28 protein-coding genes are annotated in these 23343 nt (G+C 33.3%); all 28 read right to left on the reverse strand.

Annotation, left to right across the window (positions count from 1 at the left end; genetic code table 11):
• Positions 1–148: 148 nt before the first annotated feature.
• Positions 149–1087 (reverse strand): ACP S-malonyltransferase, encoded by a 939-nt coding sequence (gene fabD / locus SUDEN_RS07285; RefSeq protein WP_011373022.1) that lies wholly within the window; start codon positions 1085–1087, stop codon positions 149–151.
• A gap of 9 nt (positions 1088–1096) precedes the next feature.
• Positions 1097–1870 carry a Fis family transcriptional regulator gene (locus tag SUDEN_RS07290; RefSeq protein WP_238374794.1) on the reverse strand — a complete coding sequence of 258 codons (774 nt, stop codon included), beginning with the start codon at positions 1868–1870 and terminating at the stop codon, positions 1097–1099.
• Positions 1836–2348: an FKBP-type peptidyl-prolyl cis-trans isomerase gene (locus SUDEN_RS07295; protein ID WP_011373024.1), complete on the reverse strand. Its 513-nt coding sequence runs from the start codon at positions 2346–2348 to the stop codon at positions 1836–1838. The genes SUDEN_RS07290 and SUDEN_RS07295 overlap by 35 nt, the downstream gene beginning before the upstream one ends.
• 41 nt (positions 2349–2389) lie before the next feature.
• The gene (locus SUDEN_RS07300) at positions 2390–3292 is read right to left on the reverse strand and encodes a tetratricopeptide repeat protein (RefSeq protein WP_238374795.1); all 903 of its coding nucleotides are present in this window, start codon (positions 3290–3292) and stop codon (positions 2390–2392) included.
• Between the two features lie 30 nt (positions 3293–3322).
• Positions 3323–3853, reverse strand: coding sequence for an OmpA family protein (locus SUDEN_RS07305; RefSeq protein WP_011373026.1), 531 nt, complete (start codon positions 3851–3853; stop codon positions 3323–3325).
• A 72-nt stretch (positions 3854–3925) separates the two neighbouring features.
• A complete protein-coding gene (gene tolB, locus SUDEN_RS07310; protein ID WP_011373027.1) occupies positions 3926–5179 on the reverse strand; it encodes a Tol-Pal system protein TolB in 1254 nt (417 codons plus the stop codon).
• A gap of 3 nt (positions 5180–5182) precedes the next feature.
• Entirely contained in the window at positions 5183–5857 is a 675-nt protein-coding gene (locus SUDEN_RS07315) for a TonB C-terminal domain-containing protein (RefSeq protein ID WP_238374796.1), read from the reverse strand.
• A gap of 85 nt (positions 5858–5942) precedes the next feature.
• Positions 5943–6335 carry an ExbD/TolR family protein gene (locus tag SUDEN_RS07320; RefSeq protein WP_011373029.1) on the reverse strand — a complete coding sequence of 131 codons (393 nt, stop codon included), beginning with the start codon at positions 6333–6335 and terminating at the stop codon, positions 5943–5945.
• 3 nt (positions 6336–6338) lie between these two features.
• Positions 6339–6905: a MotA/TolQ/ExbB proton channel family protein gene (locus SUDEN_RS07325; RefSeq protein ID WP_011373030.1), complete on the reverse strand. Its 567-nt coding sequence runs from the start codon at positions 6903–6905 to the stop codon at positions 6339–6341.
• Positions 6906–6910: 5 nt separating this feature from the next.
• The gene (gene atpC, locus SUDEN_RS07330) at positions 6911–7303 is read right to left on the reverse strand and encodes an ATP synthase F1 subunit epsilon (protein WP_011373031.1); all 393 of its coding nucleotides are present in this window, start codon (positions 7301–7303) and stop codon (positions 6911–6913) included.
• A 16-nt stretch (positions 7304–7319) separates the two neighbouring features.
• Positions 7320–8714, reverse strand: coding sequence for a F0F1 ATP synthase subunit beta (gene atpD / locus SUDEN_RS07335; RefSeq protein ID WP_041672276.1), 1395 nt, complete (start codon positions 8712–8714; stop codon positions 7320–7322).
• 11 nt (positions 8715–8725) lie between these two features.
• Complete coding sequence (atpG, locus tag SUDEN_RS07340) at positions 8726–9613, reverse strand: ATP synthase F1 subunit gamma (protein WP_011373033.1); 888 nt, start codon at positions 9611–9613, stop codon at positions 8726–8728.
• Positions 9614–9622: 9 nt separating this feature from the next.
• Positions 9623–11140 (reverse strand): F0F1 ATP synthase subunit alpha, encoded by a 1518-nt coding sequence (atpA, locus tag SUDEN_RS07345; RefSeq protein ID WP_011373034.1) that lies wholly within the window; start codon positions 11138–11140, stop codon positions 9623–9625.
• 23 nt (positions 11141–11163) lie between these two features.
• Positions 11164–11697, reverse strand: coding sequence for a F0F1 ATP synthase subunit delta (locus tag SUDEN_RS07350; protein WP_011373035.1), 534 nt, complete (start codon positions 11695–11697; stop codon positions 11164–11166).
• A complete protein-coding gene (locus tag SUDEN_RS07355) occupies positions 11697–12206 on the reverse strand; it encodes a F0F1 ATP synthase subunit B (protein WP_011373036.1) in 510 nt (169 codons plus the stop codon). Before SUDEN_RS07355 ends, SUDEN_RS07350 begins: the two co-directional genes overlap by 1 nt.
• 9 nt (positions 12207–12215) lie before the next feature.
• Positions 12216–12638 carry a FoF1 ATP synthase subunit B' gene (locus SUDEN_RS07360; protein ID WP_011373037.1) on the reverse strand — a complete coding sequence of 141 codons (423 nt, stop codon included), beginning with the start codon at positions 12636–12638 and terminating at the stop codon, positions 12216–12218.
• 124 nt (positions 12639–12762) lie between these two features.
• Positions 12763–13605, reverse strand: a complete 843-nt coding sequence (locus SUDEN_RS07365; RefSeq protein ID WP_011373038.1) for a ParB/RepB/Spo0J family partition protein — start codon at positions 13603–13605, stop codon at positions 12763–12765.
• The gene (locus SUDEN_RS07370) at positions 13602–14387 is read right to left on the reverse strand and encodes a ParA family protein (protein ID WP_011373039.1); all 786 of its coding nucleotides are present in this window, start codon (positions 14385–14387) and stop codon (positions 13602–13604) included. Before SUDEN_RS07370 ends, SUDEN_RS07365 begins: the two co-directional genes overlap by 4 nt.
• On the reverse strand, positions 14384–15019 hold the full coding sequence (locus SUDEN_RS07375; protein ID WP_011373040.1) for a biotin--[acetyl-CoA-carboxylase] ligase: 636 nt from the start codon (positions 15017–15019) through the stop codon (positions 14384–14386). The genes SUDEN_RS07370 and SUDEN_RS07375 overlap by 4 nt, the downstream gene beginning before the upstream one ends.
• Positions 15000–15908, reverse strand: a complete 909-nt coding sequence (gene fmt, locus SUDEN_RS07380; protein ID WP_011373041.1) for a methionyl-tRNA formyltransferase — start codon at positions 15906–15908, stop codon at positions 15000–15002. Before fmt ends, SUDEN_RS07375 begins: the two co-directional genes overlap by 20 nt.
• Complete coding sequence (gene proB, locus SUDEN_RS07385; RefSeq protein WP_011373042.1) at positions 15908–16672, reverse strand: glutamate 5-kinase; 765 nt, start codon at positions 16670–16672, stop codon at positions 15908–15910. The genes fmt and proB overlap by 1 nt, the downstream gene beginning before the upstream one ends.
• 28 nt (positions 16673–16700) lie before the next feature.
• Positions 16701–17810 (reverse strand): GTPase ObgE, encoded by a 1110-nt coding sequence (gene obgE / locus SUDEN_RS07390; protein WP_011373043.1) that lies wholly within the window; start codon positions 17808–17810, stop codon positions 16701–16703.
• Between the two features lie 132 nt (positions 17811–17942).
• Positions 17943–18200: a 50S ribosomal protein L27 gene (rpmA, locus tag SUDEN_RS07395; protein WP_011373044.1), complete on the reverse strand. Its 258-nt coding sequence runs from the start codon at positions 18198–18200 to the stop codon at positions 17943–17945.
• A gap of 31 nt (positions 18201–18231) precedes the next feature.
• Positions 18232–18540, reverse strand: coding sequence for a 50S ribosomal protein L21 (gene rplU, locus SUDEN_RS07400; protein WP_011373045.1), 309 nt, complete (start codon positions 18538–18540; stop codon positions 18232–18234).
• Positions 18541–18683: 143 nt separating this feature from the next.
• Positions 18684–19910 carry a glycosyltransferase family 4 protein gene (locus SUDEN_RS07405; RefSeq protein ID WP_011373046.1) on the reverse strand — a complete coding sequence of 409 codons (1227 nt, stop codon included), beginning with the start codon at positions 19908–19910 and terminating at the stop codon, positions 18684–18686.
• Positions 19903–20970 carry a non-hydrolyzing UDP-N-acetylglucosamine 2-epimerase gene (gene wecB / locus SUDEN_RS07410; protein ID WP_011373047.1) on the reverse strand — a complete coding sequence of 356 codons (1068 nt, stop codon included), beginning with the start codon at positions 20968–20970 and terminating at the stop codon, positions 19903–19905. Before wecB ends, SUDEN_RS07405 begins: the two co-directional genes overlap by 8 nt.
• A complete protein-coding gene (locus SUDEN_RS07415; protein WP_011373048.1) occupies positions 20967–22064 on the reverse strand; it encodes a glycosyltransferase in 1098 nt (365 codons plus the stop codon). The genes wecB and SUDEN_RS07415 overlap by 4 nt, the downstream gene beginning before the upstream one ends.
• Positions 22061–23332, reverse strand: a complete 1272-nt coding sequence (locus tag SUDEN_RS07420) for a lipopolysaccharide biosynthesis protein (protein WP_041672277.1) — start codon at positions 23330–23332, stop codon at positions 22061–22063. Before SUDEN_RS07420 ends, SUDEN_RS07415 begins: the two co-directional genes overlap by 4 nt.
• Positions 23333–23343 lie beyond the last annotated feature (11 nt).

A 23343-nucleotide genomic window follows, 5' to 3' on the forward strand; every position in this document is an offset into this window, starting at 1 on the left:
AAATGTCTTGAGTATTTTTTATATCATGATAGTTTATGCAAAATCTTTCTACTCTTATTAACCATACGACACTCAATCCCAATTTTTTATATTTACATGTAGCATAACAGGGTAATATACTGCAAATTTGAATGATTTAATTTAGGTGTTATTTAGAAATTTGCTCAACTACTTCAAGTAAAGATTTCATATCTGAAATGGTATATGTCTCAAGATCTGGTGCAATTCTTTTATTTAACCCTTTTAGAGTAGCGCCATTTCCAAATTCTATAGCAATATCAACCTTGGAAACTATCTCTAAAATTGATTGCTTATACATAACTGGTTTTATCAACTGTTCTGTTAAAAGTTTTATTGCTTCATCTTTAGTGCTGTAAGGTTTTGTTGTAACATTTGAGATAACTGGAGCTTCAAAATTATCATGTATCATGCTCTGCATCAAGCTCTCTAGAGGAATTTGTGCAGGTGAGAGAAGTTCGCAATGACTTGCTACTGACATGTTTAATAATAGTGCTCTTTTTGCACCAGCATCCTTAAATGTCTGCTCTAGTGAAGCTAAATCATTTTTCATGCCAGCTACGACAAGCTGTCCATCTTGATTATAGTTTGCTGGCCAAACTTTTTTGCCATCTTTTTGAGCATCACTGCAAATTGTCTCAACACTTTTATCATCAAGACCCATAACAACCATCATCCCAGCTTCAATATCTGTACATGCGTCTTGCATAAGCTGCCCACGTCTATGTACAAGCTCAACAGCATCTACATATTCTATCGCCCCACTTGCACATAGTGCTGAAAATTCACCTAGTGAGTGCCCTAAAAATAACTCTGCTTTGATATCTGGACACTTATCTTTAAATAGACGATAAGCTATCATTTGAATAAGAAGTATAGCTGGCTGTGTATAAGCAGTCTGTCCAAGTAAATCATGTTCGCCAAATATTAACTCATCGAAATTAAGACCAACTCTTTTTCCAGCTTCCTCAAACATCTCTTTTGCTAACTCCGAATTTTCATAAAAATCCTTACCCATTCCAGTGGCTTGAGACCCCTGACCCGCAAAAATCATAGCTATTTTTTTCATATGTACCCTTTATAAGTATTTACTATTTTCAGATATTTTTTTTCTCAATGTATTTCTATTTAAACCAAGCTTATCTGAGAGCTGTAGTTGTGATTTAAATTTATGAAGTCCTGCTTTAATAAGCGGTACTTCATAAATGTGTAAAAAGTTTTTATAGTCACTATTTGAACCAAGTTTTTCAAAAAAATAGTTCTCTATTATATTCATCAATTCATTCTCATTAATGTTTTGAAGCAAATATTGTATCATTATCTGCTTTTTCAATGAGTATGAATTTCTACTTAAATCAGGTTTAATATCATTTATATTTAATGTTTTAGATAAGCCAAAAAGAGAAGTTGCCTCATTAATATATCTATTTATTAAAAAAGCAACATCTTCTGGTCTCTCTCTTAATGAGGGAATATCAAGTTTAATACTAAAAATTTTATCTATTATATCGTTCTTAAATGAGCTTGACGCAGTCGCAATTACTCTAATATTGTTAATTATAATAAGCTCTAAAATTTTTTTGATATTTGGTGAATTTTCCAAATTAGCAATGATAACACTATCTACACTCTCAAGAGCAATTAGCAATGCATCATAATCTGATGCATCAAAAACAGGTGCTTCTGGAAGTATATAGCTTGCTAATGTCTTTTTTCCAACGCCTATTTCTCCAATAACAAGAGCGTTAACACTAAGTGTTTTTAAAAGAGTAGCTGTTTTAAACGCTTGTGCCCATGAAGCAGACGTTGCTATATTTTTAGCATCCACAACCAGTGCCACTGTCAGTGCCACAACAATCATCATGTTGATTTTCTGCTGGAATACCACTCATCAACTCTTCTGCAGACGCCTCTCTTATGTTATTTACTATAACAAGAAAAGACAACTCTTTTCCAGCCAAAGGATGATTAAAATCTATAATAACATTTTCATTTCCTATCTCTTGGACTACAACTTGAACAGTACCACCATCCTCGCCTTGCCCATAAAGAGTCATTCCAACTTCTAAATCAATTCCTGCAAATTGATCTTTTGGAACTTCTTGCTTTGCTGCTGCGTCATATTCGCCATAAGCATCTTCAGCTTTTACCACCACATCTGCTTTATCACCAATAGACATATTAGTTATTGCGCTTTCTAAACCAGGAATAATTTGACCTCTTCCATACATAAAAACAAGTGGTAACCCACCAATATTACTATCTACTACTTTAGTTCCATCATTTACTTCGTACTCTATCGATACGATTTGATCTTTTTGTATTGCCATACCATGTGCCTTTAATTTGTTTTGTAGATTTTATCTAACTATTATTTTATTGAGCTTAATTTCTTTTTTGCGATACCTGCTTGAGAACTATCTGGATATTGACTTTTCACAGCATTATAAAATATTTCAGCATTTTTTTTATCTCCACTTTTCTCCATAGATATTGCGGTATGAAGAAGCAGTGTAGGCATGTAAGAGGCTTTGTCATAAAGGGTAGCACTTTTTTTAAAGTAAGCTAATGCCTCGGAATAGTTGTTTTGATAATACTCAATCTCTCCAACCATATAGTGAGAATAAGCTGGTTTATAGTTTTTTGAAATAAGTTCTTTATAGAGTTCACTTGACTCTTTATATAGCTTTTTATCATAAAACTCTTTTGCTTTTGTATCTATCTCTGTATTAGAGAGTTCTTTATTTTGTGTAGCTTTTGGTTTTGTTGTTATTGTCGTTGCATTTAGCTCTTTTGCTATAAGATCTTTAAACTTATTAACATCACTTACCAATGAATTGAACTCATTTTTAGTAACGTATGTTTTATTAATTACATCAATAAGCTTAGAGATCTCAGCGAGTTGAAGATTTATTTTTTCAATATCTTTAGCGTTTACTTGAATTGAGTCTATGACTCGTTTATCGTATTCACTTTTATTATCTCTTTGAAGAAGTGACTCCTCTTCATATGACTTAAGTTTTAGTTTATTTTCACGACTTGCTGCACTAATTGCTTCAATAATAGTTTGAAGTCCATCAATTCTTTCTCTTAAAGAATCAACTTCATTCGCTTGATTATTGCTTTTTACAACAACTTTTTGAAGATTTTTTTTTGTTTCAAGTAGTGTTGCCTCAGTAGAAGAGAGGCCATAAGGATTTGGATTATTTAAGTCGCCAGCACCGAACGCAGATGGTTCGGCACTAAACAAGTGTGCTTGTAAGACTATTGCCAATAAAGCAACTATTTTACTATTATTCATCTATTAAGGTAAAAGTTTAAAGTCAACTCTACGATTTTCTGCCCAGCACTCTTTTGTTTTATCTGTACAAGTAGGATTGCTCTCACCAAAACTTACCATAGAAATACGATTTGCATCAACGCCCTCTGCAACTAAAGCTTTTTTAACGCTCTCTGCTCTTTTTAAACCTAAAGCGAAGTTATACTCATCACTGCCCCACTCATCACAATTGCCTTCAAGTTTCAGTTGAAATTTACTTGCACTTGATTTTGCAACTGATGCATCTGTTGAAAGATTTGCTTGCATATCAGCTTTAATATTAAACTTGTCAAAATCGAAATAGATTGTTTTTAACTCTTTTTCAATTCTTGCCATATATTCAGCTGCAGTTTCTGTATTACTAGAAGTTGGAGCCTTTACAGACGAAGCAGATTTTGCTGGAGCAGCTTGTTCAGCAACAGCACCATCATTTGCATCAACTTGAGGATCTTTATCTCCACATCCACTTAAAACCAAAAGAGCCGCAACGGCACTTGCTAAAACTATACTTTTCATTTTTTACTACCTTATGTTATATTTGCGCAATTATACCAAAATAAAATTAAATTTTATATATAATAAATATAATTACCAATCAATTGATTGGATTTTTCCAAATTGTAACGGAAAAAGATAGTTCTTATTGTGGTTCAATCTTATAATCCCTACCGAACTTTGTGATTGATAATTCTTTACAAAAATAACTGCATCACCATCTACAGAAAATTTTGGAAACTCATTTACACCAACAGCGGTAAGCCTTCTTACAAAGTCACTCTCCATTGAAACTAAGTGTAAATTAAATGTATTGTTTGAAAAAGAGTCGGAACTCTCTCTTGCTTTATAAACCACATATTTACCATGAACACTACATGCTGAATTGCTTTTTCCATAATAAACTATCTGCTCAACACTACCAGATTTTATATTTAAAGAAAATACATTTGGATACCCTAATCTATCTGAAACAAAAATCACACTATCATCACCCATAAATTGTCCACCAACATCTATTCCACCATAATTAGTCAGTTTTTTTGTATTTTGTGTTTTAATATCATATAAAAAAATATCTGGTTGACCATTTGGTGCCATAGTAAATAGTAGTTTTGATCCATCTTCATTTATATCAGAACATATCATCATTCCATCTGATGATTTTATGACTTTGCTTTTTCCAGTTTTTAAATCTAGATATTTTAGTGTTGGTTTAGTTTCATTAAGAGAAGTGTAATAAAAAGCGCTTTGCTCCTTGTTTGCCCATTTAGGAAAAAGATTAAATCCACCCTTTACTATTACATGTTGATATGTTAAAGTGTAATCTGTCACAACTAGTTCACTTCTTTGTGGAGATAACATTCTTGAAAAAATTACTTTTCTTTTTATCCATTCAATTGGACTCTCTCCCATAAAACTATTTATATCATACGCAATTGTGTGAGCCACAAACATGTATATGTCTGAACTGTTTACTTTATAATTTTTGTTAAAAACAATACTGCCTTCTTTATTAAAAAGTTTTATATCAACATTTAAAGCGCTGTTATCATCTTGACTTAACTTGTATCTTAGTACATAATTCATATTTTTATTTTCAACAAGAACACTACTTGCATCAAAATTAACATCTCTTTGAACTTTATCTACATTAAAAATTGAAAGAACGTTTAAGTCAGCAACAACTGTTTTAAAAAATTTAGCCTTAAAAGTTGAATCATAGCTTACAGATGCATCTTCAAGAGCAATGGAAGGTAGAGTGTCAGCTTTTTTTACAACATCTATAGTTGCATCATTCGCAAACATAGAGACAATAACAAATAGAATTGAAACAATAATTTTCAAAGCTTACTCCTGTGAAATTAAATTTATTTTATAAGTACCAGATTTATTATCAGGATTTTTTGGAAAAAGAACGTTTGTTAATCTTCCTTTTATTTTGTCACATTCACTATTAAAACTATCACTATCAGAATATGTAAGTATTCTAAAATCAATAACTTTCCCAAATGAATCAAGTTCTATGACAGCTTTTACCATCTTACCTTGAGAGTTCTCTGGCGGCGTAAAATATTGATAAACAATTGCTTGAATTTTAGCAAAATATTCATTTACTTCCGATCCAGTCGAACTTTTAGAATCTTTTTCGGCTTTATCTTTACTATTTACTTTTTCAATTTTACTACTAACTGATTCAACTTTATTTTCTGTAGATTTTAAACTTTTTTTGGACAACTCTTGCATAACTCTTTTGTCTATCTCTTTTTCTATTTTTTTGTCCTCTTTTTTTATATCTTTAGTCCATATCTGGCTAAATAAATTATCTATATTTATCTCTTTTTTTTGAGGTGTCATTTCCGTTTTTTCTTGTTCTTCTTCTTTTACAACTGGCTTTTCAATCTCTTTTACAATAGGCGCATCAACAGCTTTTTTTACATTAGTTGATTGAACATTTACCATATCTAAAGAGACAGATACAAAATCATCTTTTTTCAGTGCGTAACTTTTTACATCTTTTGACATAATTATAGCTATAAAAAAAATAGCTATAAAAAAAGTAAAAAGAGATAGTGATATAAAACCACTAATATAAAAATAGGAGTCTTTATTAACCATTAGTTGCTAATGAAACCTCAATAAAACCAGCTTGTTTTACAGCTGCAAGAACAGACATTACAACACCATAATCCAAACTCTTATCCGCACTTATTAAAACAGTGGCTTTTAAATCTAACTGTTTCGAATATAGAAAAAAATTATCTAAAAAAGCATTGAATTGAAAATTATCTTTATTTACTTTTAAATTTTTATCTTTATCTATAGTAATGTGAACAGGCGGTATTTTTGATAATGATTTTGTTTTTGAACTCTGAGGAAGGTTTATTTTTTCTTCATATATCATATTTGGCGCTATTACCATCATGATAGCCAAGAGTACTAACATTACGTCCACCAAAGGAGTAATGTTTAATTCAGGTTTTTCATCCCAATTATATGCCATGTATTACACTTTTCTTGCAAGAATAGCATCGCTTTGCATCTCAAGAAAGCTAATTAATTCAAAAGATTTTCTCTTAAGTATCTGATGATATGTATATGAAAAAATAGCAACAAAAATACCTGCAGCTGTTGCTACAAGTGCATCGGAGACTCCAGCTGCAATAACTGACATGCCGCCACTACTTTGCCCAATGTGCGTGAATGTATCCAAAATTGAAACAACAGTTCCAAAGAGCCCAATAAAAGGAGTAGTAGATGCGAATACAGAAAGAACTGAGAGTCCTTTTGTTGCCTCTTTTGTTGCAGCTTGCAATCCTAATGACAATATATCTTTATTAATATTTGAACTAGATCTCAAAAAATTATTTAAGTATGATTGCGGACTTACAACAGAAGCTCCCATAAGAAGACTCTCAAGAGATCTATTCTCAATTTCAAGCCAACTATTAATAGATAGGTATCTGTAGAAAAATACCCAATTTAAGACTATAAAATATATAGCTAAAAGGGCTAAAACACCCAGCGTAACTGGATGGCTTTTTATATAAAAATCAATAATTTCGTTAATCATTGTATTTACAGTAAATTTTGAGCAGCCGACTCTAATCTTGCAGTAACAGTAGCTATTGCAGGGTTATTATCTTTTATAGATTCAATAAGTTCTTTAGCATCGTTCAGAGCTTTTGCAACGGCGCTTTCGCTATCACCACGAATTGCTACTGCACCCTCAACTAATACTATGACTTTTTTCTCATCAACTTCGACTACGCCCCAGTTGATAAGAACTGATTCGACTGATTTATCTTCTTTCTCTATATCAATTACACCAGCTTCAAGCAGTGTAATTAATGAAGAGTGTTCTGCTAGAACACCAAACTCACCCTCTTCTCCAGGAAGAGTTACGCTAAGGGCTTCACCATTATAGATTACGCCATTAGGAGTTAGGATTTCAAGTTTTAACTTACTCATATCAGTCCTTTATGAATTACTTCATTTTCTGAGCTTTTTCAATCGCCTCATCAATACCACCAACCATGTAGAAAGAACCTTCTGGCATGTGGTCGCACTCACCACTAAGAATCATTTTAAAACCCTTAATAGTATCAGCTAAAGAAACGTATTTACCTGGAGAACCAGTGAAAACTTCAGCAACAAAGAAAGGTTGCGATAAGAACTTCTCAATTTTACGAGCGCGTTCTACAATGTTTTTATCATCTTCACTAAGCTCATCCATACCAAGAATTGCAATAATATCTTGTAAATCTTTATATTTTTGAAGTGTTTGTTGAACTCCACGTGCGACATTATAATGCTCCTCACCCAAAATTTGCGGATCAAGTAATCTTGAAGATGAATCCAGCGGATCAACTGCAGGATAGATACCTTTTTCAGCAATTTTACGGTTAAGAACTGTTGTTGCATCTAAATGAGCAAAAACAGAAGCTGGAGCAGGGTCAGTTAAGTCATCCGCTGGTACATAAACAGCTTGAACAGAAGTAATTGAACCATTTTTAGTCGATGTAATTCTATCTTGCAAAGCACCCATTTCACGAGCTAGTGTTGGTTGGTAACCAACAGCTGAAGGGATACGACCAAGAAGCGCAGACATCTCTGAACCTGATTGAGCAAAACGGAAGATATTATCAACGAACATTAATACATCTAGACCTTTTTCATCTCTAAAGTATTCAGCCATTGTAAGACCAGTCAATGCAATACGGTTACGTGCTCCTGGAGGCTCACTCATTTGACCATAGCAGAGTGCAACTTTGTCAAGTACGTTAGAGTCCTTCATCTCATGATAAAGGTCATTACCTTCACGAGTTCTCTCACCAACACCAGCAAATACAGATAGACCATCATGACCCATTGCAACGTTGTGGATAAGTTCCATTATAATAACTGTTTTACCAACACCAGCACCGCCAAATAGTCCAACTTTACCACCTTTTGAGTAAGGTGCTAACAAGTCAACAACTTTGATACCTGTTTCAAACATCTCTGTTGTAGTTGATTGCTCAACTAAAGCGGGAGGCTGACGGTGGATTGACCACATTGGAGCATCAGTTACTTGTTCACCATCATCAATAGTTTCACCAATTACATTGAAAATACGTCCAAGCACTTTCTCTCCAACTGGGACTTTTATAGGAGAACCTGTAGCAGTTGCATTCATTCCACGAACTAAACCTTCACTCATATCCATTGCTATCGTTCTAACACGACCATCACCTAAGTGTGCTGCAACTTCAAGTACTAAACGTGTTTGTGTACCTTCTAAATTTATATTAACTTCAATTGCTTCATTAATTATCGGAAGATAACCATCAAAATCAACGTCAACAACCGGGCCCATAACCTGGCTAATTTTACCAATCATATTCTTCTCCATTATTTCATAGACTCCACACCACTTATTATCTCAATAAGCTCAGTAGTAATAGCTGCTTGTCTAGCTTTATTAAATTGTACATTTAATGACTTAACCATCTCTTTAGCATTATTTGTTGCTGTATCCATTGCTTGCATTCTAGCACTATGCTCAGCTGCAACAGAATCAATTAATGAATAATACATAGCATATTGCGCATATCTATTCACCAAAGAATCCAGCATCTTCTCTTCATCTTGAGCTTCAACTTCTAACATTGATTTTTCTGGTTCATCACATTCGTATAGAGTTGCATCTACAGGAAATATTTTACTTACATGTAACTCTTGCGTTATCATGTTTTTATAACCATTATAAACAAGGTAAAGAGCATCTATTTTTCCATCTTTAAAATCTTCTATAGAAGATAAGATGAACTCATCAGATTTCTCTTTATCAGGCTTTGAACTAAGATTTGAGACTGAATCAAAAAGTTCTACCTCATTGTATTTAAAAAATTCAACACCTTTTTTACCGATTCCACGTAAACGTACTTTTACATTTTTTGCTTTATACTCTGATAATAATTTTTTAACAGCTTTAATAGTTTGAATATTAAATCCACCGCACAAACCTTTATCAGCAGTTACAAAAATAATGTCAACAGTTTTTGGGTCTTCAATCTTGCTAAAACAACGATTGTCAATTCCTCCAACTTTATTACATCTAATACGTCCAGCAATTTCGGCAATTACCTGATTCATTTTTGCAGCATACAGACGAGAGCGTTTAGCAAGCTCCTCAGCACGACGAAGCTTTGCAGTTGATACAAGCTTCATTGCGCGAGTCGTCTTTTGAGTGTTAGAAACACTCTTAATCTGTCTTTGAATATCTTTCAAGTTTGCCATAAATTATCCTTAAGCTACTATAAAGCTAGCTTTGAACTCTTCAAGTGCTTTTTTCATTAATGCGTTAGTATTATCATCTACTTTAGAAGTACTTCTAATATTTTCAAAGATTTGAGGATAAGATGCTTCAATAAATGGATACAACTCAGCTTCAAAACGAACAACGTTTGATGGTGCCATATCATCAAAGAAACCTTCATTACCTGCAAAAATAATCAACACTTGTTTCTCAACAGATAGTGGAGAAAAAGGTGGTTGTTTTAGAACTTCAACCATTCTTTGTCCACGCTCAAGCTGCTTACGTGATGTCTCATCAAGGTCAGATGCAAACTGAGCAAATGCTTGTAATTCACGATATTGAGCAAGGTCAAGTCTAAGTGTTCCTGCAACTTGTTTAGTAGCTTTAATTTGAGCAGCACCACCAACACGAGATACAGAAAGACCAACGTTAATCGCTGGACGCACACCTGAGTTAAATAGTTCAGTCTCTAAAAATATCTGACCATCAGTAATAGAAATTACGTTTGTTGGAATATAAGCAGAAACGTCACCAGCTTGTGTTTCGATGATTGGTAGCGCAGTTAAAGAACCAGCACCTCTCTCATCAGAAACTTTTGCAGCTCTCTCTAATAGACGAGAGTGGATATAAAAAACGTCGCCAGGATAAGCTTCACGACCTGGAGGGCGACGAAGAATAAGCGACATCTCACGGTAAGCAACTGCATGTTTACTTAAATCGTCATAAACGATTAAACCATGTCTTGCATTATCACGGAAGTACTCACCCATTGTAACACCCGTATAAGGAGCTAAAAATTGAAGAGCAGCAGCTTCAGCAGCCGTTGAAGACACAACAATTGTGTACTCCATTGCGCCATGATCTTCTAAACGACGGATTATTTGTGCAACAGTTGACTCTTTTTGTCCAACAGCAACATAAATACACACAACACCATTACCTTTTTGATTAATAATAGCATCAAGAGCAACAGTTGTTTTACCAGTTTGTCTATCACCAATAATAAGCTCTCTTTGACCTCTACCGATTGGAACTAGAGCATCAATAGCTTTAATACCCGTTGCTAAAGGTTCATGAACTGATTTACGTGCCATAATACCAGGAGCTTTCTCTTCAACGAAACGAGTTTCAGTTGTTTCAATCGGACCTTTTCCGTCAATTGGCTCACCAAGTGCATTTACAACACGCCCAAGGAGTGCGTCACCAACTGGAACACGAAGAAGTCGACCTAATCTTTTTACAGACATACCCTCTTTTAATAATGGGCCTGGTCCAAGGATAACAACACCTACAGTGCTTTCCTCAAGGTTCATAACTAAACCTCTCGTTCCCTCCTCAAACTCTACCATTTCTCCTGCCATAACATTGCTTAGTCCGTAAACTTGCGCAACACCATCTGCATATGAAACGATTTTACCTGTCTCGTTTATATCAACACTTAGTTCAAAGTTGTCAATACGCTCTTTGATTATTGAGCTGATTTCATCAGCTTGAATTTTTGCTACCACTACACGTCTCCTCTCGTTGAAAGTTAAATTGCTTTTATAATATGTTCTATCATTTGAGTATTGATTCTTGCTTTTGAGAAACTAATCTCAACACCAAGATCTTCAACATCTACTTTAATACCATTGAAATTATCTTTTACAAATTTCAATGATATTTTAGAATTAAATCTACTACCTAATCCATTGCCTAAATCTTCCATAACTTTTGAATCAACAACGCTGTCACTATATACGACTCCGCTGTAAACTCTGTTCGTTTTTGCTATATCTTTTCTCATAACTTCTGCAATTGCAGGTATTATTTCGATACGATTATGCTCAGCAAGTAGTTTAATTAAATTTTCAACTTCTTTATAACCAGCCGACTTAACTGCTGCTAATAAAATTTCTGATTTTTGATCTCTACTTACATCTGGGTTATTAATAATTTGAATAAATTTCTTATCATTAAAAGCTTCAGACAATATAGAGAATATCAAAGCTATTTCTCGCATTGATTCTGCATTAGACCCTTGCTTAATAGCTTTGAGATATCTCTTTGCAATCAACTCTTCCATTATGCCACCTTCTTTAAGATAACATTAGCCATAGCTTCTTTGTCAAAAGAGTCATCACTCTGACTTAAGACTTCACCAAGTATGTTTTCAACGACACTTCTAACCATTTTTCTCTGTTCAAATTCCATAAGCGCAGCTTGCTGTTTTATCATTACTTCGATATCATCATCACACTGTGCCATAATTGTGTCATTTAAAACTTTGTTCTCTTTTTTTGAACTTACTACTAAATCAGTAGCAAATTTTTCAGCCGCTACCACTTTAGAAAGTACTTCTTTTTTAAGAGAAGCAGACTCTTTTAACTTATCTTGAACTTTTTTCATCTCATCGGCAATAGAGTTGCTTCTTGATGCAAAATAGTTCTTCGCCGGTTCTGCAACTAGATACCAGATAAGTCCAGCAAACAGTAAAAAGTTAACCGTTCTTTGGACAATATCAGTCTCTGCATTACCACTAGATGCCAATGCATATGTTGATATCATTAGCATAAATACTAAAATTCTACTCACACGACATCCTTATATTTGACTAAATTTAGCTTTTACAGCTTCTTTGAACAGTGGCATTTGTGATTTTAAATCACCACTTAACTGCTCACGAGTACGAGCTAGTAACTGCTCAAATTCTAAATACTGACTAGCTAATTCAGCACGTTTTGCTTCTAATTTACTCTCTGCCAACTCTTTAGCATCCGCAATAACTTTTTCTCTCAGGGCCGAAGCTTCCAATTTAGCACTTACAATTATTGATTTAGCTTTTGATTCAAGTTCATTGATTTCATCATCATTAGAACCTACTTTTTCTAGGTCTTTTTTGATGTCTTCATCTCTTTTATTCATGTAAGCAAATAATGGATTGTAAAGCCAACTGTTTAGAACGGCAATAAGAGTAAGAAACACGATTAATGTAGCTACAAGCAGTATCGGATTTATATCTAACATAGCACCTCCTAAAAGTTGCGTGATTATACTATTTTAAAATTAAAAGAATTGTTAAACTGATAAAATTTTTAAATTATTTTTATATTATTTATTAATAATGTTTAAAATATTCTACAACATAAATTTATTTTGATATGTTTTGTAGAAATAGCTCCAATTGTAGTTCGTTCTTAAACTCAATTGTTAAATTTTTATTTGAACTTTTTGCTATAAATCCAAGCTGAAGCAATCTATCTTTTATAGCTTTAAAATCATATAAAGTTACTTCACTTTCTTTTTTTGTTTCATTATTATTATTTTTCATACTCTTAATAACCGTTTCAACTTCTCTAACACTTAGTTTTTGTCCAATAATAGAGTTTACGATAAGTTGCTGCTGCTTTTCATCAAGTCCAACTAAAACTTTTGCGTGGCCTGTTGTGATTTTTTTCTCAATAAGAGCTCTTTGAGTTTTTTGCGAAAGTTGCAGAAGTCTGATGGTATTTGTAATGTGCGTTCTACTTTTATGTATTTTTGTAGATAGCTCTTCTTGTGTAATGTTGTGAAGTTTAATAAGTTCACCATATGCATGTGCGAGTTCAATAGAGTTAAGCTCATCTCTTTGAATATTTTCAATAAGTGCAAACTGTCTCATCTTCTGTTCATCACTGTTTAAAACAATCGCACGAATTGTTTTTAATTTTGCCAATTTTGATGCACGAAGTCTTCTCTCTCCAGCAATTAAAACATAGCCATCAACATCTTCAGTTACTATAATTGGTTGGATAAGTCCATCATTTTTTATAGACTCTCCAAGTTCAAAAAGTGAACTCTCTTCAAAGTGTTTTCTTGGTTGATATGGATTTGGTCTTATATCTTTAAGAGGGATTTCTACAATTGAGTCCTTTTGAGGAACCTCATTTTCATAAGCTTCATCAATTTCACCTAAAAGTTCACCCAATCCTCTGCCTAATCTTTGTGTCTTCATACTTTCATAATCGCTTGTGCTAAATTTTGATAAGAGACAGATCCCATCGATTTTACATCATATAAAATTGCAGGTTTCCCAAATGATGGAGATTCTGCTAACTTAACATTTCTAGGAACTACTATAATCTCTCCATCCATATCTTTAAAAAGTTTAGCGCTAAAATGTTGTCTTAAATCAGCAAAAACTTGCTTTGATAGATTGTTTTGAGCACTAAACATGGTTGGTAGGAAACCTCTAATAACTAACTTCTGATTGATTGATTTTCTAACTAACTTTACAGTATTTAAAAGCTGTGCTAATCCTTCAAGTGCAAAAAATTCGCATTGAATTGGAATGATTACAGAATTTGAAGCTGAGAGCGCATTTATTGTCATTGGACCCAATGCTGGTGGAGAATCTATAATAATATAGTCATAATCTTTTAAAACACTAGATATTGCTTTTTTTAGTAACAGCTCACGACCTTTTGAATTTTGCGCATCATAATACTCTTTTTCTATACCAACCAAACCAATATTTGATGGTGCTAAGTGCAGAGTTGGAAGTTCTGATTTTAAGATAATATCTTTTAATTTTTTTGTGCCTATTAGTACATGGTATATATTAAACTCATAATCATTTCTGTGAAAACCTAATGAAGTTGTAGCATTTGCCTGAGGGTCTGAGTCAATTAAAAGCACTTTTTTTTCTGCTACGGCAAGTGATGCAGCTAAGTTTACAGCAGTAGTCGTTTTACCAACGCCGCCCTTTTGGTTTGCAATTACAATCACTTCACTCATCGTCTGCTATATATCCTCTCGCCGTTGATTACAATTGAGCCATCATCTTGCAATGTGACATTACCTAAAGAAATTATTAAATTTTTATCATGCGTGTAAAAGTTTTGATTCTTGTCAAATTCTAACTTATATTTACTAAAAACTTGCTTCCATAAGCTCTTTTTTTTGATATTAATAAAATATCTCTCTAAAAGAAAATCTCTTTTTAAAACAATATCTAACTTTGTAAAACCTTCTGGTGATTCAACTATATTCAATCCGACGCCACAAACGACGTTATCTTTAACTATATTTGTAATCATGCCGCCAATTTTCTTTTCACATATATATAAATCATTTGGCCATTTAAGCCAAATTTTTGAGCCAAGTTCTTCTAATGTCTCTTTTAGTATATAGGAAAAATATATAGATGCCGACTCTAATTTCAAATCTGTTGGCAATTCGCTAAATGGAATTGCAAATGATAAAAAAAGATTGTTTTTTATAGAGTCCCACTTATTATCTCTACTACCAACGCCATCTGTTTGAACATCAGCTACAACAGCATAAGGAAGAGAAACCTCTTCTTTTAAAATTAACTCTTTTAAATATTTCTGCGTTGAATCAACGCACTCAAGATAGAGTATCTGCAATATTTAATCTTTTTCCATTTATATAAGAGAGCGCTGACATCTCATTTTTTGACTCTGGCTGTAGCGTTATCACTTTTATACTCCCTTTTTTACATCCAACTATAATGCTATCTTTTTGAATATCTAAGATTCTACCAGACTCATTTTGACTCTCTTTTTCGAACAACTCAATCTTTTTTAACTTTAATCCTGATGTCAAATAGATACCTGGCCATGGAGTAAATGCGCGATATTTATTAAATATAGCAGTAGCGTTATCAAACTCTACCTCACCATCTTGTTTGGTTATTTTTTTACAATGTGAAGATAGTGAATCATCTTGTATTTTTGGCGTATATTGCACAAAGTTTTCTAGTACATCTATAGTCAAATCAGATGCAACTTCAGTAAGTCTTGAAAAAAGGGATTCTGACATCTCATCTGCATCTACCTCTATCTCTTTGATTTTTAAAATATCACCAGTATCAAGCCCCTCATTCATAAGCATTGCAGTTACACCTGTTTTAACATCGCCATGGAGGAGAGTTTGCTGGATTGGACTTGCGCCTCTGTAATGAGGCAAAATAGATGCATGTAGATTTATGCAAGGAGCGTGTTTTAGTATCTCAAGTGGTAGTATCTGACCATAAGCAGCTACAACTATATAATCACACTCTATGCTTGTAACCTCTGCTACAGTCTCTTTATCTCTAAGTCTGCTTGGCTGAGAAATTGCAATACCATATTTGAGTGCTATATTTTTTGCAGCTGGAGGAGTTAAGATTTTTTTGCGCCCTACTGGCTTATCAGGCTGTGTGTAAAGAGCTACTACTTCTATATTTTTTGTATTTAATAATTTTTCTAATATATGAGCTGCATAATCGGGTGTCCCCATGAAAATGATTTTCATTAATTACTACATGTAAAGAGAGTTCCGCCTGTGTGATTGCCCTCTAACATCAAGCTTTTTATATCATCTAAATTGTATCCGCTTGTAAGAACCATATCTATTTTATTATTCAAAAGATAGTTAGCGGCTTTTAGCTTTGTTAAAATTCCACCCGTTGCAAAAGCTCCATGAGGAGTTGCATCTTTTTCAAGCTCATCTGCATCAACACTATTTACAGTTTTTAAAGCCTTTGCATCTGAGAATTTTCTTGGATCTTTATCATAGTAAGCATCTATGTCGGAGAGAATTATCAGCAAATCTGAATCTGTATATTTTGCTACATAGGCTGATAGTTGATCATTATCTCCAACTACTAACTCTTTTGTAGTTGTCGCATCATTCTCGTTTATAATGGGAATAACTCCATTTGATAAAAGTGTATCAACTGTATCTTTGATTTTTCTGCTCTCATCTTCCATTTTAAAATTTGCTGCAGTTACTAAAACCTGAGCTGTTAAAATACCATGCGTAGCAAATTTTTTAGCGTATTTTTTCATAAGTATTGGTTGTCCGATAGAGGCTAGTGCTTGTTTATTTTGTAATATACTTCTATCTAACTTTAGTGCTGTATATCCAGCAGCAACGGCACCAGATGAAACAAGTATCACTTCAGAGCTTTTTCTAAGTTCAACCAAGAAATCAACTAAATTTCTCATCCTCTGTAATGCTATCGCATCATTTTCTGTTAGTACTGCGCTTCCAACTTTAACAACAACTCTTTTCATTTTTTTATCTCTATATTTTAAAAATCAACTACTTACTATAAATTCTATTTGTTTGAACTAGGTTAAATAGTGCATGTTTTAGAGGGTCAATATTTTTGTTTGTCGCAGATGAGATTGGCATAACAAAATATGGAATCTCTCTGTCATATCCAAGAGTCTCATCTGCACTATCTTGAATAAAATATGGAAGATTTTTATCAAAATTAAGATTACTGTTGCTAGTAGCCTTTACTCCTACAATTTCCATAAAACTATTTACCAAATCATTAATTTCATCTTGAGCAACAGCATCTGCTCTTGTTAATGCGATTGCATATTTGCTACTTCCAAGTTTATCTGAAAATGCTCCGACTTCTGCTTTTAGTGTTTCTATCTGCTCTTTTAAATCTCTATATGAAGCTAAATCTACCATAAAGAGTAGTATCTGAGTTCTCTCAATATGTCTTAAAAACTCTATACCAAGACCTTTGCCCTCATGAGCTCCGCCAATAATTCCAGGAATATCTGCCATAATAAATGATTCAAAATCACCTATGTTAACTTGACCTAACTTTGGAGTAAGTGTTGTAAATTCATAGTTTGCAATCTCTGGACGCGCATTTGATACTGTTGAGATAAGTGTTGATTTTCCTACGTTTGGAAAACCAACCAATCCAACATCCGCTATAAGCTTAAGGTCTAATTTTATTCTTCTAGTCTCGCCTTTTTCGCCAGGTTGAGCGTATGTTGGTCTTTGGTTTGTAGATGACTTAAAGTGAGTGTTTCCAAGCCCACCTCTTCCGCCGCTAATGAAAAGTTCTTCTTGCCCGTCTATGAGCATATCAAACAAAACTTCTTCACTGTCCATATCTATAATCTGTGTACCAGGTGGAACAATAATTACTTTTTTAACACCTGATTTTCCAGACATATTTGAGCTCTCGCCTGGAGCACCATTATCTGCTTTTATATGCATTTTCTTTTGAAAATGCGAGAGTGTATGAGTGTTGTTGTCACATTTAAACCAAATGTCACCACCTTTTCCACCATCACCGCCATTTGGGCCACCATTAACAACAAATTTTTCACGACGAAAAGAGACGCATCCTTGCCCGCCTTTTCCTGAAGAAACTGTAAGTTCTACGACATCTGTAAACATGAAAATCCTTGAGTGTTAATACTTAAAAATAAACTATATCAAAAGAGTAAATTGTTAAATATTTAAATTATCTAGGCGTAAAAACCTAATATTTGAAGAGAAATATATGGGCAAAAGCCCAAATATTATAAATTATGCAGCAGGAACGATTGAAACTTGTTGGCGTTTTTTATCTTTTCTGTGAAAAGTTACAACACCAGCAACTAGAGCAAAAATTGTATGGTCTTTTCCCATACCAACATTTTTACCTGGATGAATTTTAGTTCCTCTTTGGCGAATGATGATGTTACCAGGTATTACAACCTCTCCACCATATTTTTTTACACCAAGTCTTCTACCAGCCGAGTCACGATTATTCTGTGTACTACCTTGACCTTTTTTATGTGCCATCTTAATTCTCCTTAGTTAATTTACAGCTCTATTATGCCGCTATTTTAGTGATACGAACGCGTGTATAATCTCTTCTAAAGCCTCTTTTAACTTTAGAATCTTTACGACGACGCTTTTTAAAAGTTATAACTTTCTTATCACGACCCTCATTAATAACCTCAGCAGTTACAACAGCGCCTTCTAAAAAAGGTGCTCCCATTTTAAGTTCGCCTGCGTTAACAGCTAGAACTTCTTTGATTTCAAAAGTAGCTTTAGGCTCAAGAGTCATTCTATCAAATAATAAAATGTCGCCTTCTTGAACTTTATACTGCTTGCCACCGTTTTTGATAATTGCGTACATATACAATTCCTTAAATCTTTAAATACTTATAGCTCTCAAAAAACATAAATCTAATGCTTTTATCGATTTCGTTTCTACAAAAAGTTCGGAATTATACTCTTAGTAGCTTTAAGTTTTGTTTAACTTACAATAAAAACTTTTTACTACTTATAAATTTCACAATTGAGTATTCTTATAAATTTTTCAGCTAGCTTATCATAAGTAAAATGTTCAAGTACATAAGATTTTGCATTTCCCCCAAAATTGTCCCTTTCTGTTTTGTCCATATTATAAAATTTCAATATGGCAGTAGCTATCTCTTTTGAATTTTCAGCCTCAACAGATATACCACAATTAGACAAGCCAACGATATTATTTGACGTATCAATAGAGTGTAAGATTGGTTTAGCACTATACATGTAATCGTATAACTTGTTTGGAGAGACTCCGTATTTAAAAAGTTTTTCTTTTTGGAGTCCTATATAACAGACATCAAACAGCTCAAGCATTGAGTGAATTTCCAATTTTTCTATTGAATCAATAAAAATAACATTTGATAAAGCTTCTGCTTTTTTTATTAAATTTTCTTTCTCTTGCCCATCGCCTACAATCACAAAGTAAATGTCACTATGTTTTGCTAAAATCTCTGCAGCTTCTATTAGATAAGTAATAGCATTTGAGATGCCTAATTTACCTGTGTATCCAATAATAAATCTATTTTTGGGAATTAAATCTGAAATAGATACATCCAACTTTTTTATATTTTTCATCTCTTGTAAAAAAATTCCATTTGAAACCCAGTTAGCTTCTCTATTGATACCCAGCTCTTTTACATGTTCTGTATAATTTTGAAGATTTGAGACTAAAATATCGGACTTTTTTAATGCAAACTTCTCAAATAAACCCATAAATTTTATAAATAGATTATTTTTTGAAAAACCACCAATCTCAACAAGAGTCATAGGCCAGATATCTCTTACTTCAAATACTAGCTTTGCATTAAATTTTTTTGATAAATAATATGCTGGAATAATTGCAAAAGGTGCAGTTGTTGAGCAGATTATTATATCTGGCTTTTCATCTAAATATTTAGTAACAAAAAAAAGTTTATAAGCAAATTCAAACCACTTTAATGCTCTTTTTTTATCAAATGATTTAGAATATTTCATAACTTTTACCCAAAGATAATCTACACCATCAATATTTTCATTTTTATATGAACTGTTTTGCATATTTGGAAACTTTTTTAAAAAGTGAGAGTACGAAGCAGTGATTATTGTAGTTTTATAACCTTTATTGATGAACTCTTTAGCAAGATAATAGTGCCTAAATGTCATACCATATCTTGGGCTGCCTGCATATTCATTAATAATTAAAATTTTTTTATTCATAAGACAATAGTTCTATTATAATTTTCTCACTAGCGCAACTACCGTATAAATCTAATTTTTGAGGATAAATAATTTTAAATTTTAAATTGCTCTTGTAGGCTTCTACTATCTTCTCTTTATCTGCACCTGCTAAAGTATTTACTCCACACTCTACTAACTCAAGCCATTCCGTCTCATCTCTTAGTGTGATGCAGGGCTTCTCAAAAAAATATGCCTCTTTTTGTACTCCACCGCTATCTGTCATGACTAAGCTACAATTATCTATGAGCCATACCATCTCAAGATAGCCAACTGGGTCTAGTAATGTTAAATTTTGAGTGTTTAATTTTAAATCTTCAACTATCTTTTTTGTTCTTGGATGAAGTGGTAAAATGATTTGTCTCTCTTTTGCTATTTCGCTTAGAGCTTCAAAGATGCTCTTTAATCTTGTTTCATCATCTGTATTCTCAGCTCTATGAATAGTGCAAAGTATAAAATCATCTTTTATATCGCATACTGGTTTAACTGCAAGATTTTTATAAAAAATTGCTCCATCTTGCATAACATCACCACTTTTTACTATCTTACATGTAAAGTTCTCGAACCCTTCATTTTTAAGATTTTGCACTGCTATGTCTGTTGGGCAAAACAGAATGTTGCTTACTCTATCTGTGAGTATTCTGTTTATCTCTTCTGGCATTTTCATATTGAAACTTCTCAGACCAGCTTCTACATGTGCTAGTTTTATATGAAGTTTTGAAGCTACTATGGCACCTGCTAGTGTGGAGTTTGTATCGCCATAAACCATTATCCAATCAGGTTTTACTTCAAGTGCAACTTCCTCTATCTTCTCTATCATCTGCCCAGTCATAGCGCCATGAGACTTCCCACCAATGCCTAAAAAATACTCAGGTTTGGGTATCTGCATCTCTTTAAAAAAAATATCACTCATATTTGCATCATAGTGCTGCCCAGTATGGACTATAATCTCTTTTATCTCTTTATGCTTTGCAATTTCTCTTGAAACGCTACCAGCTTTTATAAACTGAGGACGCGCTCCCAATATTGTGAGTATTTTCATTTTAACAACTCCTCATATATTCCTATCATCTGCCTTACATTATCACTCCAATTATAGAGGTTTTTTACCCTTTCTCTGCCATTTTTACCAATACGTTCTCTTAGATTTTTATCTAAGGCTAACTTTTCTATAGCTTCTGCCGTCTCTTGCGGATTTTTAGGAGGTACCACAAAGCCACTCACTCCATCTTCTACTACTTCAGGAAGTCCGCCCACATTTGATACAACAACAGGTTTAGCACAAGAGGAAGCTTCTATTATTGCAACTCCAAAGCTTTCACTCTGTGACACCGATACAAATAGTGATAGCATATTATGATATATTGGAACTTCTACAAATGGTATTTTTCCAGTAAATATTGTCTTATTATCAATTTTTAAATCTTTTACCAACTGCTTGAGCTCTAACTCTAAACTTCCACCACCTACAATTAAAAGCTTTAGAGGAAGGTTTGAATACTTCTCACTAACAATTTTAAATGCTCTTATTAAGTACTCAATTCCATATTTTGTCTCAAGCGCTTTTAGCGTACCAATAACTATGTTATCTTTTTCAAATAAACTTTTAACTTCCATTGGCTTAAATTGTTCCATATCTACCCCAAATGGAGTCACTTCTATCTCTTTGTTTGTATATAATTTTGTCTCTTTTGCCATTACATGTGAAGTAGATAAAATCTTATCTGCTTTTTTTAGATTGTATTTTAGTATGAACTTATGCAGAGGTGATTTTAAAGGAAAACTAAATACATCACTACCCCATACAGACAAAACAAAGGGAGAAAAACCGCTCAAAGCCCCAAGTAATCCATAGCTAGAAGCATAATGTGCATGAAGAATATCGGGTTGAAACTCTTTGATTATCTCTTTTATAGCAGACAGAGCTTTTAAATATTTAAGCTTTGATAAAGTGCTCTCATCTCTACTGAGAATTTCGCCTAATGTTTTTATGTTGATATTTTTAATATTGTCATAATCTTTTACACTCAGCTCTGCTAAAGAAAAAATAATAATATCTATGCCGCTTTTAGCTAAAGATGTAGCCCACTTTATGGTGTGCACAGAGTTAGAATCTGAGAGTAAGAGTAGCTTCATTTTTTATATATCTTATTCAATATAACTATGTTGTATAAAAAAATTAAAAATATCTCTATGCCCGCTAAAGAGTAAAAAAATAGCAATATATTATTTGACATTACTAATACGCTAACACTAATAACTTTACCAATTAATTGAGCTACTCCAAAATAAAATCCTATATTTTGAAGTCCTAAAACTAAATAAGCACCACTTGTTGGTGAGGATATAAATGAAAATAGGTACATCCAAACTAAAACAGCAGCTATTACACCCGCTTCTTTCCAGTTTTCTCCAAAAAGAAAAGAGAATAGTTCTTCTGCGTAAAAAAATATCAAAATCGTTGGAACAATGCCAATAGCAAATAAAAGAGTCCAAACTTTTAATAAAAGTAATTTTGCCGACTCTTTTTTATTGCTATTTATCCTATTAGAAAATTCTTGATAAAAATTTTGCCCGATAGCTCCGCCAATTAGCCCAGCGGGTACTGAGAGCATTCGCTCTACCAACATGTAATGCCCAACCAATGTTAAACTTTGATATAGTGATGAGATGGCTAATGTAGGTATTTTCAAAGAGATAGTGTCTAGCAGGGTCGTTGGCAAAGCATATTTTGGTTGTTTGATATATTTTTTTAGTAATGCAAATATTTTTATTTTTTTAATATACTCCATTTTACTTTTATCAATTTTCCAAACCATCTTTATCAAAAAAGCAGTAGCTATACTCTGTCCAAAAACTCCGCCTAGTATAAGTCCACTACTTCCAAAACCATTAAATCCCATACCAAGATTTACTGTAGCACTTGAACTGCTTTGCACCACTTTGCTGATTGCAAGCCGCTTGTACTCTTTTTTTCTATTTGACCAGTAATTAAAACTTTGATAAATTCCTGTAAGTAGCACTGTGATAGGGATAAAATAGAGCCAATTTGATATTTCAGGATTTTTTAGTACGTTTGTGATTTGAACATTGAAGACAAACACTATGACAAAAGATATAAAACTTACAAAAAAAGATATGATAAGAGATAGTGCGACAATATTTATAGCATCTTCATCTTTTTTTGGAAGCATTATAGCCATCTCATATCGTCCTGTTGCGATAACAGATAGAATTGCTGCTATCGCCATGTAGAGCGCAAAGACTCCAAAATCTTCAGGTGTATAGATTCGAGTGAGTATCGGACTTATGGCTATGGGGATGGATTGAGCTATAGTTGTGCCCATCATGAGCGTTAAAATATTACGGCGAAACTCTGATTTTGGTCTAAGTTTGTTTATCAACTACAATCTCT

The organism is Sulfurimonas denitrificans DSM 1251 (assembly GCF_000012965.1).
In the GTDB taxonomy this organism is placed as follows: domain Bacteria; phylum Campylobacterota; class Campylobacteria; order Campylobacterales; family Sulfurimonadaceae; genus Sulfurimonas; species Sulfurimonas denitrificans.